The organism is Salmonella sp. SAL00653, from assembly GCF_046552515.1.
GTDB lineage: Bacteria > Pseudomonadota > Gammaproteobacteria > Enterobacterales > Enterobacteriaceae > Salmonella > Salmonella enterica.
In genome coordinates, this window is record NZ_JBGDTY010000001.1 from 515,897 (window position 1) to 529,929 (window position 14,033).

The 14,033-nt window shown below is 52.7% G+C and carries 13 protein-coding genes; 6 read left to right on the top strand and 7 right to left on the bottom strand.

The genetic code is table 11. The annotated features are described in order from the left end of the window. Positions 1–10 precede the first annotated feature (10 nt). The 3 genes from ACLJRU_RS02655 (at position 11) to exoX (ending at position 1,727) form a co-directional block, all read left to right on the top strand. Entirely contained in the window at positions 11–241 is a 231-nt protein-coding gene (locus ACLJRU_RS02655) for a DNA polymerase III subunit theta (RefSeq protein WP_000856224.1), read from the top strand. Between the two features lie 107 nt (positions 242–348). Further along, on the top strand, positions 349–1,005 hold the full coding sequence (locus ACLJRU_RS02660) for a carbon-nitrogen hydrolase family protein (RefSeq protein ID WP_000100257.1): 657 nt from the start codon (positions 349–351) through the stop codon (positions 1,003–1,005). Between the two features lie 23 nt (positions 1,006–1,028). After that, positions 1,029–1,727: an exodeoxyribonuclease X gene (exoX, locus tag ACLJRU_RS02665; RefSeq protein ID WP_000944282.1), complete on the top strand. Its 699-nt coding sequence runs from the start codon at positions 1,029–1,031 to the stop codon at positions 1,725–1,727. A 34-nt stretch (positions 1,728–1,761) separates the two neighbouring features. Here exoX and ptrB read toward each other — a convergent pair whose 3' ends face one another. From ptrB to yebG, 4 genes are all read right to left on the bottom strand, one after another. Further along, entirely contained in the window at positions 1,762–3,813 is a 2,052-nt protein-coding gene (gene ptrB / locus ACLJRU_RS02670) for an oligopeptidase B (protein ID WP_000936992.1), read from the bottom strand. Between the two features lie 212 nt (positions 3,814–4,025). Continuing rightward, positions 4,026–4,685, bottom strand: coding sequence for a tellurite resistance TerB family protein (locus ACLJRU_RS02675; protein WP_000024707.1), 660 nt, complete (start codon positions 4,683–4,685; stop codon positions 4,026–4,028). A gap of 93 nt (positions 4,686–4,778) precedes the next feature. Beyond that, positions 4,779–5,132, bottom strand: coding sequence for a protein YebF (yebF, locus tag ACLJRU_RS02680; RefSeq protein WP_001042123.1), 354 nt, complete (start codon positions 5,130–5,132; stop codon positions 4,779–4,781). Between the two features lie 67 nt (positions 5,133–5,199). Then, complete coding sequence (yebG, locus tag ACLJRU_RS02685; RefSeq protein ID WP_000257723.1) at positions 5,200–5,490, bottom strand: DNA damage-inducible protein YebG; 291 nt, start codon at positions 5,488–5,490, stop codon at positions 5,200–5,202. A gap of 130 nt (positions 5,491–5,620) precedes the next feature. On the opposite strand from yebG, the gene purT reads away from it, so the two are divergent. Further along, the gene (purT, locus tag ACLJRU_RS02690) at positions 5,621–6,799 is read left to right on the top strand and encodes a formate-dependent phosphoribosylglycinamide formyltransferase (RefSeq protein WP_000173416.1); all 1,179 of its coding nucleotides are present in this window, start codon (positions 5,621–5,623) and stop codon (positions 6,797–6,799) included. Between the two features lie 99 nt (positions 6,800–6,898). Here purT and kdgA read toward each other — a convergent pair whose 3' ends face one another. The 3 genes from kdgA to zwf all read right to left on the bottom strand — a co-directional run bounded on the left by kdgA (position 6,899) and on the right by zwf (position 11,099). Continuing rightward, the gene (gene kdgA, locus ACLJRU_RS02695; protein ID WP_000800495.1) at positions 6,899–7,540 is read right to left on the bottom strand and encodes a bifunctional 4-hydroxy-2-oxoglutarate aldolase/2-dehydro-3-deoxy-phosphogluconate aldolase; all 642 of its coding nucleotides are present in this window, start codon (positions 7,538–7,540) and stop codon (positions 6,899–6,901) included. A gap of 37 nt (positions 7,541–7,577) precedes the next feature. After that, the gene (gene edd / locus ACLJRU_RS02700; protein ID WP_001069111.1) at positions 7,578–9,389 is read right to left on the bottom strand and encodes a phosphogluconate dehydratase; all 1,812 of its coding nucleotides are present in this window, start codon (positions 9,387–9,389) and stop codon (positions 7,578–7,580) included. Between the two features lie 234 nt (positions 9,390–9,623). Further along, positions 9,624–11,099, bottom strand: a complete 1,476-nt coding sequence (gene zwf, locus ACLJRU_RS02705) for a glucose-6-phosphate dehydrogenase (RefSeq protein WP_000301711.1) — start codon at positions 11,097–11,099, stop codon at positions 9,624–9,626. A gap of 341 nt (positions 11,100–11,440) precedes the next feature. On the opposite strand from zwf, the gene ACLJRU_RS02710 reads away from it, so the two are divergent. After that, a complete protein-coding gene (locus tag ACLJRU_RS02710) occupies positions 11,441–12,310 on the top strand; it encodes a MurR/RpiR family transcriptional regulator (protein ID WP_001056720.1) in 870 nt (289 codons plus the stop codon). 123 nt (positions 12,311–12,433) lie between these two features. Next, complete coding sequence (gene pyk, locus ACLJRU_RS02715) at positions 12,434–13,876, top strand: pyruvate kinase (protein ID WP_000091156.1); 1,443 nt, start codon at positions 12,434–12,436, stop codon at positions 13,874–13,876. Positions 13,877–14,033 lie beyond the last annotated feature (157 nt).

Consider the following 14,033-nt stretch of genomic DNA (forward strand, 5'->3'; position numbering starts at 1 on the left):
GGAGACACGTATGAAAACAAATCTGGCTCAGCTTGAACAAGCGGAAATGGATAAAGTCAATGTGGACCTGGCGGCAGCCGGGGTGGCATTTAAAGAGCGCTACAATATGCCAGTTGTCGCGGAGGCGGTCGAACGTGAGCAGCCAGAGCATCTACGCGCCTGGTTTCGCGAGCGGCTGATTGCCCATCGTCTGGCTTCCGTATCACTATCCCGACTCCCTTACGAACCCAAAGTTAAATAAAAATTATATAACGTTACACTTCCTTACATGCAGACGACTACATTATAAGGCGATTCTTAACCTATGCTTTTTAGAATGGCTGTAGAGACTATGAAAAGGAAGTCATTATGTCCTCCTGGAAAATTGCTGCTGCGCAGTATGCGCCCCTGAACGCCTCGCCGGCGGAGCATGTCGCCCATCATCTGGAATATATTGAGCTTGCGGCTCGTCAACAGTGCGAACTGCTGGTCTTTCCGTCGCTGTCGCTATTAGGCTGCGACGAAAGGAATAAATCGTTGCCCGCCCCGCCTGACGAGGCGCTTTTACAGCCGCTCACTCATGCGGCCGATACCCACCATATGACTATCATTGTGGGTATGCCTGTTGAGCATAACTGCCGCTTCGTAAAAGGCATCGCTATTTTTGCCCCATGGCTAACGTCGCCGCTCATGTTTCACAAAAGTCATGGCGCCTGTATTGCCAGGCAGCGAAGCGCTATCAACGTGGTGGATGAGCAGCCAGAAGGTGGTGATATAGATCCCTCATTTACGTTATTCACAACCAGTCAATGTCTTAACGAACCTGAACTCCATGCTTCTACCTCACGCTTACAACGTTTTTCGCATAAATATGCGCTGGCCGTACTGATGGCCAATGCCTGTGGCAGTAGCGCGCTGTGGGATGAAAGCGGGCAACTTATTGTTCGTGCCGATTGCGGTTCGCTATTACTGACGGGTCTGCGCACAACCGAGGGTTGGCAAGGCGATATCATTCCATTACGCTAAGGTCTTTCGGTGAGGAATGAATCATGTTGCGGATTATAGACACGGAAACCTGCGGGCTGCAGGGCGGGATCGTAGAGATAGCCTCTGTAGATGTCATTGATGGCAACATTGTCAATCCCATGAGTCACCTGATACGCCCCGATCGCCCTATTACGCCGCAGGCGATGGCGATACACCGTATTACCGAAGCCATGGTCGCCGATAAGCCGTGGATTGAAGATGTCATACCGCTTTATTACGGTAGTGAGTGGTATGTCGCTCACAATGCCAGTTTCGACAGACGCGTATTACCTGAATTGCCGGGTGAGTGGATCTGTACCATGAAGTTGTCGCGACGCCTGTGGCCGGGAATAAAATACAGCAATATGGCGCTCTATAAATCGCGCAAACTAAGCGTACAAACGCCACCGGGGCTGCATCATCACCGGGCGCTTTATGATTGCTATATCACCGCCGCCTTGCTGATTGATATTATGCGAACCACCGGCTGGACCGCGGAAGAGATGGTCAATATCACGGGCCGTCCTGCGCTGTTAACCACTTTCCCGTTCGGTAAATACCGCGGTAAGGCGGTATCTGAAGTCGCAAAACGCGATCCGGGCTATTTACGCTGGCTTTTTAATAACCTTGATAATATGAGCCCGGAACTTCGCCTGACGCTTAAACACTACCTGGAAGATGTTCAGGCTGGCGAGCAACGCAGCAATGGAACACCACAATAACCCGCGACGCTCACAAGCCGTTGCGGGCGCGCGTCTATGCGCTATGTAAGGTTCCCTGCGCCAGGCCGATTAAAAAGGCGAACTCCAGCGCGACGCCTTCGTAGGATTTAAACCGCCCCGACTTACCACCGTGCCCGGAGTCCATATCCGTACATAACAGCAGCAGACGTTGGTCCGTTTTTAGCTCGCGTAATTTTGCCACCCACTTCGCCGGTTCCCAGTATTGCACCTGGGAATCGTGCAATCCTGTCGTCACCAGCAGGTGCGGATAGTCCTGCGCTTTGACATTGTCATAAGGACTATAGCTTTTCATATAGTTATAATACTCACTATCCTGCGGGTTCCCCCACTCTTCAAACTCTCCTGTCGTTAGTGGGATCGACTCATCCAGCATCGTGGTTAATACATCAACAAAGGGTACCTGGGCAATAACGCCGTGAAAAAGCTCGGGACGTTCGTTGATAGCGACGCCCATTAGCATTCCGCCCGCGCTCCCGCCCATCCCATAACACAGCGACGGCGAACCGTAACCCAGTTTTAATAAGGCATCGCAGGCATCAAGATAGTCATTAAAAGTATTCCGCTTTTTGAGGAATTTGCCATCTTCATACCACTGCTGCCCCAGCTCACCGCCGCCGCGAACGTGTACGATTGCGTAAACAAAGCCACGATCCAGCAAGCTCAGTCGGCTGCTGCTGAAATCGGCGTCAATACTGGAACCGTAAGATCCGTAGCCGTAAACCAGAAGCGGATTTTGCCCTTTACGAAAATACTTCTGATGATAAACCAACGATACCGGCACTTCGACGCCGTCGCGTGCGGTGATCCACAGGTGTTCGCTCTGATAACAGCCAGAATCAAACCCAGGCACTTCCGTCTGTTTAAGTACCCGTCGTTCTCCGGTATCCATATCCAGTTCAAACAAGGTATCTGGCGTCGTCATTGAAGAATAGCCGTAACGCAGCCGGGAGGTCTCAGGTTCGGGATTATAGGCAAGCCACGTCACGTAAGCCGGATCGTCAAAGGCAATGCCTATCACTTCACGGGTTTTACGGTTAATTTGCCGCAGGCTGGTAAGCCCCCGTTGACGCTCTTCGACCACTAACCAGTCGGTAAACAGGGTAAACCCTTCCAGCATAATATGCTCGCGCGGAGGGATCAGCTCTTCCCAGGCGTTTTCATTGCGCACGCGGGTACGGTACAACCCAAAGTTTTTACCGTTCCGGTTAGAGCGCAGGTAAAACTTATGTTGATAGTGATCGAGACTATATTCGTGGTCTTTGCGGCGCGGTAAGAATGAAAACGGCTCGGCATCGGCCAGTTCCGCGTCAAGTAATAGCACTTCGCTAGTGGTGGCGCTGGCAAGATGAATTACCACATAATGCTGCGAAGTGGTTTTATGCAGGCTGACATAAAAGGTATCGTCTTTCTCTTCATATACCAGTTCATCTTGCGATGACGGAGTGCCAATCGTGTGCCGCCAAACCTGATAGGGCAGCAGCGTCTTCTTATGCTTACGCACATAGTAAAGGGTCAGGGAATCATTGGCCCAGACAAATTCAGGCGCAACGTTATCCAGCAGTTCCGGATACCAGTTACCGCTTTCGAGGTTACGAAAACGCAACCCATACTGACGACGGGATAAATAATCTTCTGCCAGCGCCATGATGGTATTATCCGGCGTAATGGCAAGTCCGCCGAGCGTATAAAATTCGCTGTGCGCGGCCCGCTGGTTCGCATCGAGCAAGGTTTCCCACACATCCCACTCTTCGCTTAACGCCGATTGTCGTTGATAGATGGCATATTCGCAGCCGGGTTCATAGATATAACGGTAGCGATAGCCATTTTTCACATACGGAGCGGAAACTTCTCTGGGCGGGATACGATCGATAATTTCTTTTAGAATGCGGTCCTGTAACGCCTGCTGAGAGGACATGACCTTCCGGCCATACTCATTTTCCTGATGCAGGTAATCAAGGACTTCCGGCTGCGAGCGAGTGTCATCTCGCAGCCAGTAATAATTATCAATGCGCGTATCGCCATGTACGGTCATGGCATAGGGAATTCGATTGGCTTTTGGCAACATGTCGTTTTTTCTTTTGCGTTAATATTTGTTATATATCACGCGGCAAACACAGCGGCGTAGCATGGTAGTCCCGGTCGCTCACCTCGGTAAGCGCCTGAGATGTCACTGCTTCGCCGCTATCCTGCAACATGAATGACGTAAACTATCCATCCTATAAGGGTGGCAAAAGACACGCATGATGCAAGCGAAACATGTTACTTAATGGCAGGTTATCAGCCTGGTAGCGCCTGTTTTTGCTGCTGCAAGTCCTGCTCGATACCGTCCCGAACCTCCTGAGGAATTTTTAGTGCGTCTCCTAACGCATTCAGATAGCTACGTTCCATAAAGTGGTCAATATCAATGGCGGCGCAGCTCAGGAAGTAGATTTCCAGGGCTTCTTCTTCATTACGAACGCCCTGTGCCAGACGTTGTGGATCAAGCGGCTGCTCAATAGCTTTCTCGATAAACACACGCCCTTGCTCTTCCACACCTGATTCTCGCAGTTGGTGCTCAATCGCCGCGCGTTCTTTGGCATCAATATGCCCATCGCTTTTTGCAGCAAAAACCAGCGCCAGGATCAGTCGCTCAGTGCGAACATCCAGCGGCGTACTTTGGCTGCCGAATTGCGGCTCCCCCTGATGCGCAGCGCGTACTTTATCTTTGTACTTATTCCACAATACGGAACCCGCCACCGCGCCGCCGCCCACCAGCAAAGCGCCAGTACCGTATTTAGTTAATAATTTGCGCGAAGACTTATTGGCGACCAACAGTCCAGCCAGACCGCCCAGCGCGCCGGGAACCAGCAGTTTATTTAACCCCTGTTCACCGGAAGGCGATGCGGAAGCGCCTTTTTGCCCAAGAAGTGATTGTAATTGGTTCAACCAGTTAGCCATAGTACCCCTCAAATACAGACCAATAATGGTCAAGCGTACCTGAGGGGATGTCAGGAATTGTCTGTTCCGGCAAAAGAAGCGCAAATCACGCTGCTAGCGGGGCTTATATTCCGCCTTGCCGGCTTTGCAATCAACGATGACCTGATAATGAATATCGGCGCTTTTACCGCGAACAGTTAGCGGAACTGTCCATTTATCATTTTGACCCACAACGTCCTGCACATTAACCCACGCGACCGGGTCAGCCTGCCCGACCTTTTTTTGGTCGTCTGCCCACCGCACGATACGATTTTGCTGGTAGTCGCGCTTCACGCTTGCCGCAATCCCGGCGGCATCCAGCCCTTCGCACTGCGGAAACTTAACCGATTTACTCTCGGTGGATGCCGCAAATGCCGATACGCTGGCGGATAACAACAGCAGGCTCAACAACGCTCCTCTTTTATTCATACTTTTCTCCTTAGCACAATGATTCAGGAAAAGCATGGTACAAAACGCCGGGAGCGCAAGTACGGGTTCAGGCGGCTTGCTTTTTCGTTTTACTCGCGGCGTCCTTTTCAACCGCCTGCGGAGAAGGCAACTTACCGGTTTTGAGGATAGTGCTTAACACCTCTTTATGTTCCGCCAGCCACAGCGACAACGCTTCGCGCTGCCCATCTTCCAGCACGACTGGCGACTGCTCAAGCCAGGTATCAAGAAGATCGGCAGTATCGAGCATTTTGTCCCAGGCGTCGGCTTCCTTTTTACTGGTAAATGACATCTTCTCCTCACCCTCGCGAATGACTACGTATTTAACTTCAACCGCCATTTTGCAGCCCCTTATTTACCTGTGTTTATATACAGTATATTGCAAGACAGCAAGAAAAGCAATCTATTCGAAAAGACATACGCAAACGTTTTCGTATATACTGCGCGCAGGTAAATAAGGGGACAGAAATATGACGCTATTAGGCACTGCGCTGCGTCCGGCAGCAACGCGGGTGATGTTATTAGGGGCAGGAGAATTAGGAAAAGAGGTAGCGATTGAATGCCAACGCCTGGGGATCGAGGTTATCGCCGTCGATCGCTATCCTGATGCTCCCGCCATGCATGTGGCTCACCGTTCACACGTCATTAATATGCTGGATGGCGAGGCGCTACGTCATGTGATTACAGAGGAAAAACCGCATTATATCGTGCCGGAAATAGAAGCGATCGCCACCGATACGCTGCGTGAGCTGGAGGACGAAGGGCTGAATGTCGTGCCTTGCGCCCGTGCAACGCAGCTCACGATGAACCGCGAAGGGATCCGTCGCCTCGCCGCAGAAGAATTAGGTCTGCCGACATCGACGTATCGCTTTGCCGACAGTGAGGCCAGTTTTCATGACGCGGTAGCCGCAGTGGGTTTTCCTTGCATCGTCAAACCGGTCATGAGCTCTTCCGGCAAAGGCCAGAGCTTTATCCGCTCGGCCGAACAGCTCGCGCAGGCATGGGAATATGCTCAACAGGGCGGACGCGCTGGCGCGGGTCGCGTGATTGTGGAAGGCGTGGTTAAATTTGATTTTGAAATTACGCTGCTCACCGTTAGCGCCGTCGATGGCGTGCATTTCTGCGCGCCGGTCGGTCATCGTCAGCAAGATGGCGACTATCGCGAATCCTGGCAGCCACAGCAGATGAGCGAACTGGCGCTGAAGCGGGCGCAAGAGATTGCGCGTCATGTGGTACTGGCGTTAGGCGGTCATGGTCTGTTCGGCGTTGAACTCTTCGTCTGTGGCGATGAAGTCATTTTCAGCGAAGTCTCCCCTCGCCCGCACGATACCGGAATGGTGACGTTGATTTCTCAGGATCTTTCTGAGTTTGCGCTGCATGTGCGCGCCTTTCTGGGAATGCCCATAGGCGCTATTCGCCAGTATGGTCCCGCTGCCTCGGCCGTGATTCTGCCGCAGCTTACCAGTCAAAATGTGACGTTTGATGATGTACACGCGGCGGTAGGGGCCGGAGTGCAGGTACGGCTGTTTGGTAAGCCTGAGATCGACGGCACCCGTCGTCTTGGTGTAGCGTTAGCGACAGGTGAAAACGTTGAAGAAGCGGTGATAAGAGCGAAAAAGGCCGCCAGCCGCGTGACGGTAAAAGGCTAATGCGCCATCGCCTGATGGCGACGTTAGCGCATTTTTATCAGACCTGACTGATCGCCACTCGTAAGCCCGATAAGCAAGCGCCATCGGGCATTTAACGGCTTACTGCTTCGCGCCTTCTACCGCTTCGCGCGCCAGTTTGGTGATGCGATCGTAATCACCCGCTTCCAGCGCGTCGGCCGGCACCAGCCAGGAACCGCCGATGCACAACACGCTTTTCAGCGCCAGATAGTTACGATAGTTTGCCGGAGAGATGCCGCCGGTTGGGCAGAAACGTACCTGAGAGAACGGACCGGCAATCGCCTGCAACGCTTTAGTGCCGCCATTCGCTTCCGCCGGGAAGAATTTGAACTCTTTCAGACCATAGTCCATGCCCAACATCAGTTCAGAAACGGTGCTAATACCGGGAATCAATGGGATAGTGCCTGCCGTCGCGGCTTTCAGCAGTGGCTCAGTCAGTCCCGGGCTAATCGCAAACTGCGCGCCCGCTTCCGTCACCTCCGCCAACTGCTGCGGATTGAGAACGGTTCCGGCGCCGACAATCGCTTCCGGCACGTCTTTAGCGATAGCGCGAATAGCATCCATCGCGCAGGCCGTACGTAAAGTCACTTCCAGAACGCGAACGCCCCCGGCCACCAGCGCTTTAGCCATCGGCACCGCGTGCTCCAGTTTATTGACTACAATGACCGGGACAACCGGGCCGGTGGTCAGGATTGCTTCTGCACTTGTTTTCCAGTTTTTCATCGGAATTCTTCTCTCGCCTGATTACTAGTGTGTCATCTTAAAAAGTGATACAGGTTGCGCCCTGCTCCGCACCCGACAGCTTTTCGCGCAGCGCGCCAAACAACTCACGCCCCGTTCCGACGCGCGACGCGCTCAGGTCCGGAATATGAGGCTGACGAGCGGCAAGTTCCGCCTCGTCGACCAGCAGAGTTAACTCACCTGTCTGCCCATTCACGCGAATGATGTCGCCATCGCGCACTTTTGCCAGTAAGCCGCCATCGTAGGCTTCCGGCGTTACGTGGATAGCTGAAGGCACTTTACCCGAAGCGCCTGAAAGTCGTCCATCAGTAACTAACGCGATTTTGAAACGGCGGTCCAATAATACACCAAGTGGCGGCATGAGTTTATGTAATTCTGGCATTCCATTCGCTTTTGGTCCCTGATGACGCACGACAACAACACAATCCCGATCAAGCAGACCCGCGTCAAACGCAGGCAGCACATCATGCTGACTTTCAAATACCATGGCAGGCGCTTCAATGATCTGGTTTTCAACCGGTACCGCAGACGTCTTCATTACTGCGCGTCCCAGATTACCGCTTAGCACCTTAGTACCGCCGTGAGGAGAGAACGGCTTATCAAAAGAGGCAATGACATCGTTATCCAGTGACCTTTCCGCGCCTTCACGCCAGTCCAGCTCGCCGTTGTTGAGCCAGGGCTCCAGCGTATAGCGTTTCAGGCCGAAGCCTGCGACAGTATTAACGTCTTCGTGCAGCAATCCGGCATTGAGCAGCTCACGCATCAATACCGGTACGCCGCCCGCCGCCTGGAAGTGGTTAATGTCCGCCGGACCGTTCGGGTACAGACGTGCCATCAACGGAACCACTTCCGACAAATCCGAGAAGTCATCCCAGTTGATCAGAATGCCCGCCGCGCGCGCCATTGCAACCAGATGCATGGTGTGGTTGGTGGAGCCGCCGGTAGCCAGCAGCGCGACAATGCCGTTCACCACGACTTTTTCGTCGATCATTTTACCGAGTGGCATCCACGTATTGCCGTTGCCGGTAAGACGTGTTACCTGACGTGCGGCAGCGGCAGTCAATGCCTCGCGCAGCGGCGCATCCGGATGCACAAACGAAGAACCCGGCAACTGCATTCCCATAAACTCCACCACCATCTGGTTGGTGTTGGCGGTGCCGTAAAATGTACAGGTGCCCGGCGCATGGTAAGAGGCGGCTTCCGACTCCAGCAGCGCCATTCTGTCAACTTTTCCTTCCGCATATAGCTGACGAATACGGACTTTTTCTTTATTCGGCAGGCCGCTCGCCATCGGGCCTGACGGAACAAAAATCGCGGGTAAATGACCAAAAGAGAGCGCGGCCATCGCCAGCCCCGGAACTATTTTGTCGCATACGCCGAGGAATAACGCGCCGTCAAACATATTGTGAGAGAGGCCAACTGCTGCCGACATCGCTATCACTTCGCGGCTGAGTAATGACAACTCCATGCCATCCTGCCCTTGCGTAACGCCATCGCACATTGCCGGTACGCCGCCTGCGACCTGACCAACCGCATTCACGGAATGCAGGGCCTGACGAATAATTTCCGGATAATGTTCATACGGTTGATGCGCAGAGAGCATGTCATTATAGGAGGTGATGATGGCGATATTATTGCGCAACATACTTTTCAGCGAGGCTTTGTCCTCTGGCTGACAGGCGGCGAAGCCATGCGCCAGGTTGCCGCAGGCCAGTTGAGATCGGTGGACCGTGGCGGTTTTCGCCTGCTCAATGCGGGCAAGATAGGCTTCTCGGGTCTGCTGCGAGCGTTCGACAATACGCTGTGTTACGCGTAACAAATTAGGATTCATAGAGGCTCCTGAAATTTATCTGTCCGGCTACCGGGTTTACCATGCGTTTCATCAATGTGGAAAGACAGTGAAATACATGATGTCCGGTGATAATGGGGCAAAATCGTTTCAGGCAGTGTAATAAAAAAAGCCTCGCAGGTGAATCCACACGAGGCTTAAAAGTGCAAAAATGATTCTACAATCTGTGTTAGATCATGTTACCGGTAAAATACCACCTAAGAGTGAGTGGCAAATTTACTCAAACTCATTCCACGAACGACCGTCACGGGTAATCATCGCCACGGACGCTACCGGTCCCCAGGTGCCCGCCTGATACGGCTTCGGCGCGTCGTTGTCCATCGCCCATGCTTCGGTAATGGAGTCCACCCACTTCCAGGCTTCTTCCACTTCGTCACGGCGGACAAACAGCGCCTGAATGCCACGCATCGTTTCCAGCAGCAGGCGCTCATATGCATCCGCCAGGTGCGTCTGATTAAAGGTCTCGGAGTAGCTCAGATCAAGCTTCGTGATCTGCAGATTATGCTTATGATCCAGCCCCGGTACTTTGTTAAGCACCTGAATATCTACGCCTTCATCCGGCTGCAGGCGAATCGTCAATTTGTTCTGCGGCAGGTCTTGCCAGGACTCTTTAAAGAGATTCAGTTCAGGCGTCTTGAAATAAACCACGACTTCAGAGCACTTGGTTGGCAGACGCTTGCCGGTACGCAGATAGAATGGCACGCCCGCCCAACGCCAGTTATCGATGTCGACGCGGATCGCGACGAACGTTTCGGTGTTGCTGCTTTTATTCGCGCCCTCTTCTTCCAGATAGCCCGGCACCTTTTGCCCCTGCGCAAAGCCAGCGGTGTATTGACCACGAACCGTTTTTTCACGCACGTTGGAGCGATCAATACGGCGCAGCGATTTCAACACTTTGACTTTTTCATCGCGAATACTGTCGGCGCTCAGGTCAGACGGCGGTGACATGGCAATCATGCAGAGAATTTGCAGCAAGTGGTTCTGGATCATATCGCGCATCTGACCGGCCTGGTCAAAATATCCCCAGCGCCCTTCAATCCCCACCTCTTCCGCTACGGTAATCTCAACGTGATCGATAGTGCGGTTATCCCAGTTATTAACGAATAACGAGTTGGCAAAACGCAGAGCCAGCAGGTTGAGAACCGTTTCTTTGCCCAGATAGTGGTCGATACGATATACCTGGCACTCTTCAAAGTATTCGCCGACCCGATCGTTAATCTCACGCGAGGTCGCCAGCGAAGTACCCAACGGTTTCTCCATCACGACACGCGCCGGTTTGGCGTTGAGTTTAGCCTCCCCTAACCCTTTGCAAATAGCGCCAAAGGTGCTGGGCGGCATCGCAAAATAGTTAATGGTGGTGCGGTTTTTTTGATCCAGCATATCGCCCAGGCGACTAAACGCAGGCGTATCGTTAACGTCAAGATTACAAAAATCCAGACGGCCGCTCAGCGTATCCCACAAGCCTTCATCAATTTTTTCCTTCATGAAGGTTTCCAGCGCTTCACGCACAACGTGGGTATAGGCTTCTTTATCCCAGTCCGCGCGCCCCACCCCAATGATACGGGTATCCGGATGGATCTGGCCGGCTTTCTCAAGCTGATACAGGGAAGGCAGCAGTTTCCGGCGCGCCAGGTCGCCTTTCGCGCCGAAAATGACCAGGTCACATGCCTGGGCTGTTTGCGTTACCGCCATGTCATTCTCCTCAGTTAATCTCCTGGTACTTTAGCCAGGATATCGTTGTAATTTTATTACACAGCACTGTACTGCTTTTACGAGATTACGGAAACCGTAAACGCCTTTTCATGGGTGAACCGGCGCTTGATTGGCAATATAATCGGCAAAACGCCTAATAAAATTGTCGCTTTTCCACACAAGCTGGAACTTAAAATCCGACGTCGGTCATGTAATGAAAAAAAACGACACCTTTTTTAGCCATTTTGCCCCCTTTGACAGCCGCCAGGAGTAATATCTAACAAAACGCGTTCGGTTTCGCGCATCATTGAAATCGCTAATACCCATGAGCCTTGCTAATCATGAATATGCTGGAAAAAGTCCAGTCTCAACTGGAACATTTAAGCAAATCTGAACGAAAAGTCGCCGATGTTATTCTGGCCGCCCCAGGCAGATCGATTCACTTAAGCATTGCCATGCTGGCCCAGGAAGCTAACGTTAGCGAGCCAACGGTGAACCGTTTCTGTCGCAGCATGAATACCCGCGGCTTTCCTGATTTTAAACTGCATCTGGCGCAAAGTCTGGCAAATGGCACCCCCTATGTTAATCGCAATGTGGATGAAGATGACAGCGTCGAGGCCTATACAGGAAAAATCTTCGAGTCCGCTATGGCCAGTCTCGACCATGTTCGCCAGTCGCTGGATAAATCGGCCGTCAACCGCGCGGTCGATTTACTGACCCAGGCAAAAAAAATCGCCTTTTTTGGTCTTGGTTCCTCCGCCGCGGTCGCGCATGACGCCATGAATAAGTTTTTTCGCTTCAATGTGCCGGTGATTTACTCCGACGATATCGTGCTGCAACGGATGAGCTGTATGAATTGTAGCGATGATGACGTCGTCGTGCTCATTTCGCATACTGGCAGAACCAAGAGCCTGGTGGAACTGGCGCAGTTGGCGCGGGAAAACGATGCGATGGTGATCGCCCTGACCTCCGCTGGAACGCCGCTGGCGCGCGAAGCCACGCTGGCCATTACCCTCGACGTACCGGAAGATACAGACATTTATATGCCCATGGTCTCTCGACTTGCTCAGCTGACCGTGATAGATGTGCTGGCAACGGGATTTACTTTGCGTCGCGGGGCAAAATTCAGAGATAACTTGAAGCGTGTCAAGGAAGCGCTCAAGGAATCGCGTTTTGATAAAGAATTACTCATCAAGAGTGATGACCGCTAAAAGCAATAACAATGTTCTACCCTTTTCGTCATCCGGGGACGTTCATTTTATACCGTTAAGGTTTCAGAACGACCGGATCAATGTTCACGCAACACCAAGTTGTTTTAGTCAACGGAGTATTACATGTCCAGAAGGCTTCGCAGAACCAAAATCGTTACCACGTTAGGCCCGGCAACTGACCGCGATAACAACCTTGAGAAGGTTATCGCCGCGGGCGCAAACGTAGTACGTATGAACTTCTCTCACGGCTCGCCGGAAGATCATAAAATGCGTGCTGATAAAGTCCGTGAGATTGCCGCCAAACTGGGGCGTCATGTGGCTATTTTAGGCGACCTGCAAGGGCCAAAAATTCGCGTTTCCACTTTTAAAGAAGGCAAAGTGTTCCTCAATATCGGGGACAAATTTCTGTTAGACGCTAACCTGGGTAAAGGCGAAGGCGATAAAGAAAAAGTCGGCATTGATTACAAAGGGTTGCCGGCAGACGTCGTTCCTGGCGATATCCTGCTGCTTGACGATGGTCGAGTGCAGTTGAAAGTGCTTGAAGTCCAGGGCATGAAAGTCTTTACCGAGGTCACCGTCGGCGGCCCGCTGTCTAACAATAAAGGCATTAACAAGCTCGGCGGCGGGCTTTCTGCTGAAGCGCTGACCGAAAAAGACAAAGCCGATATTCAAACCGCTGCGCTGATAGGCGTTGACTATCTGGCCGTCTCCTTCCCGCGCTGCGGCGAAGATCTGAACTACGCACGCCGCCTGGCACGCGACGCCGGCTGCGACGCGAAAATTGTGGCTAAAGTCGAACGCGCCGAAGCGGTATGCGACCAAAACGCCATGGACGATATCATTCTGGCCTCTGACGTTGTGATGGTCGCACGTGGCGATCTGGGCGTTGAAATCGGCGATCCGGAGCTGGTTGGTATCCAGAAAGCGCTGATTCGCCGTGCGCGTCAGCTAAACCGCGCAGTCATCACCGCAACGCAGATGATGGAGTCGATGATCACCAACCCGATGCCGACCCGTGCGGAAGTGATGGACGTGGCGAACGCCGTCCTGGATGGCACGGATGCGGTTATGCTGTCTGCCGAAACCGCAGCCGGTCAGTATCCTTCTGAAACCGTTGCCGCAATGGCGCGCGTCTGCCTGGGCGCAGAAAAAATCCCCAGCATCAATGTGTCTAAACACCGTCTCGACGTGCAGTTCGACAACGTTGAAGAAGCTATTGCCATGTCTGCGATGTATGCGGCAAACCATCTGAAAGGCGTTACCGCGATCATCACCATGACGGAATCCGGTCGTACCGCGCTAATGACTTCCCGTATCAGCTCCGGCCTGCCGATTTTCGCCATGTCGCGCCATGAACGCACGCTCAACCTGACCGCGCTCTACCGCGGAGTAACGCCGGTGCATTTTGACAGCGCGGCTGATGGCGTTGTCGCGGCACATGAAGCTGTTAATCTGCTGCGCGATAAAGGGTATCTGGTTTCCGGCGACCTGGTTATCGTGACCCAGGGCGATGTCATGAGCACCGTCGGCTCAACCAATACCACGCGTATTTTGACCGTTGAGTAAAACTCCCCCACACCTGTTCATCAGGTAGTACAGGGTTTGTCAGCATAAAGCCTCTCTTACGAGAGGCTTTATTTATTTGATTGACCCGTCCTGAATAGCGTTGACACGTTCCAGACTTAAATCCGGAGAACGTAATGATGACTGAGTTCAAACGCCC

Excerpts from the sequence above, each read along its gene's own strand:
- ACLJRU_RS02655 (WP_000856224.1), top strand. The coding sequence starts at position 11 with ATGAAAACAAATCTGGCTCAGCTTGAACAAGCGGAAATGGATAAAGTC.
- ACLJRU_RS02660 (WP_000100257.1), top strand. The coding sequence starts at position 349 with ATGTCCTCCTGGAAAATTGCTGCTGCGCAGTATGCGCCCCTGAACGCC.
- exoX (WP_000944282.1), top strand. The coding sequence starts at position 1,029 with ATGTTGCGGATTATAGACACGGAAACCTGCGGGCTGCAGGGCGGGATC.
- ptrB (WP_000936992.1), bottom strand. The coding sequence starts at position 3,813 with ATGTTGCCAAAAGCCAATCGAATTCCCTATGCCATGACCGTACATGGC.
- ACLJRU_RS02675 (WP_000024707.1), bottom strand. The coding sequence starts at position 4,685 with ATGGCTAACTGGTTGAACCAATTACAATCACTTCTTGGGCAAAAAGGC.
- yebF (WP_001042123.1), bottom strand. The coding sequence starts at position 5,132 with ATGAATAAAAGAGGAGCGTTGTTGAGCCTGCTGTTGTTATCCGCCAGC.
- yebG (WP_000257723.1), bottom strand. The coding sequence starts at position 5,490 with ATGGCGGTTGAAGTTAAATACGTAGTCATTCGCGAGGGTGAGGAGAAG.
- purT (WP_000173416.1), top strand. The coding sequence starts at position 5,621 with ATGACGCTATTAGGCACTGCGCTGCGTCCGGCAGCAACGCGGGTGATG.
- kdgA (WP_000800495.1), bottom strand. The coding sequence starts at position 7,540 with ATGAAAAACTGGAAAACAAGTGCAGAAGCAATCCTGACCACCGGCCCG.
- edd (WP_001069111.1), bottom strand. The coding sequence starts at position 9,389 with ATGAATCCTAATTTGTTACGCGTAACACAGCGTATTGTCGAACGCTCG.
- zwf (WP_000301711.1), bottom strand. The coding sequence starts at position 11,099 with ATGGCGGTAACGCAAACAGCCCAGGCATGTGACCTGGTCATTTTCGGC.
- ACLJRU_RS02710 (WP_001056720.1), top strand. The coding sequence starts at position 11,441 with ATGAATATGCTGGAAAAAGTCCAGTCTCAACTGGAACATTTAAGCAAA.
- pyk (WP_000091156.1), top strand. The coding sequence starts at position 12,434 with ATGTCCAGAAGGCTTCGCAGAACCAAAATCGTTACCACGTTAGGCCCG.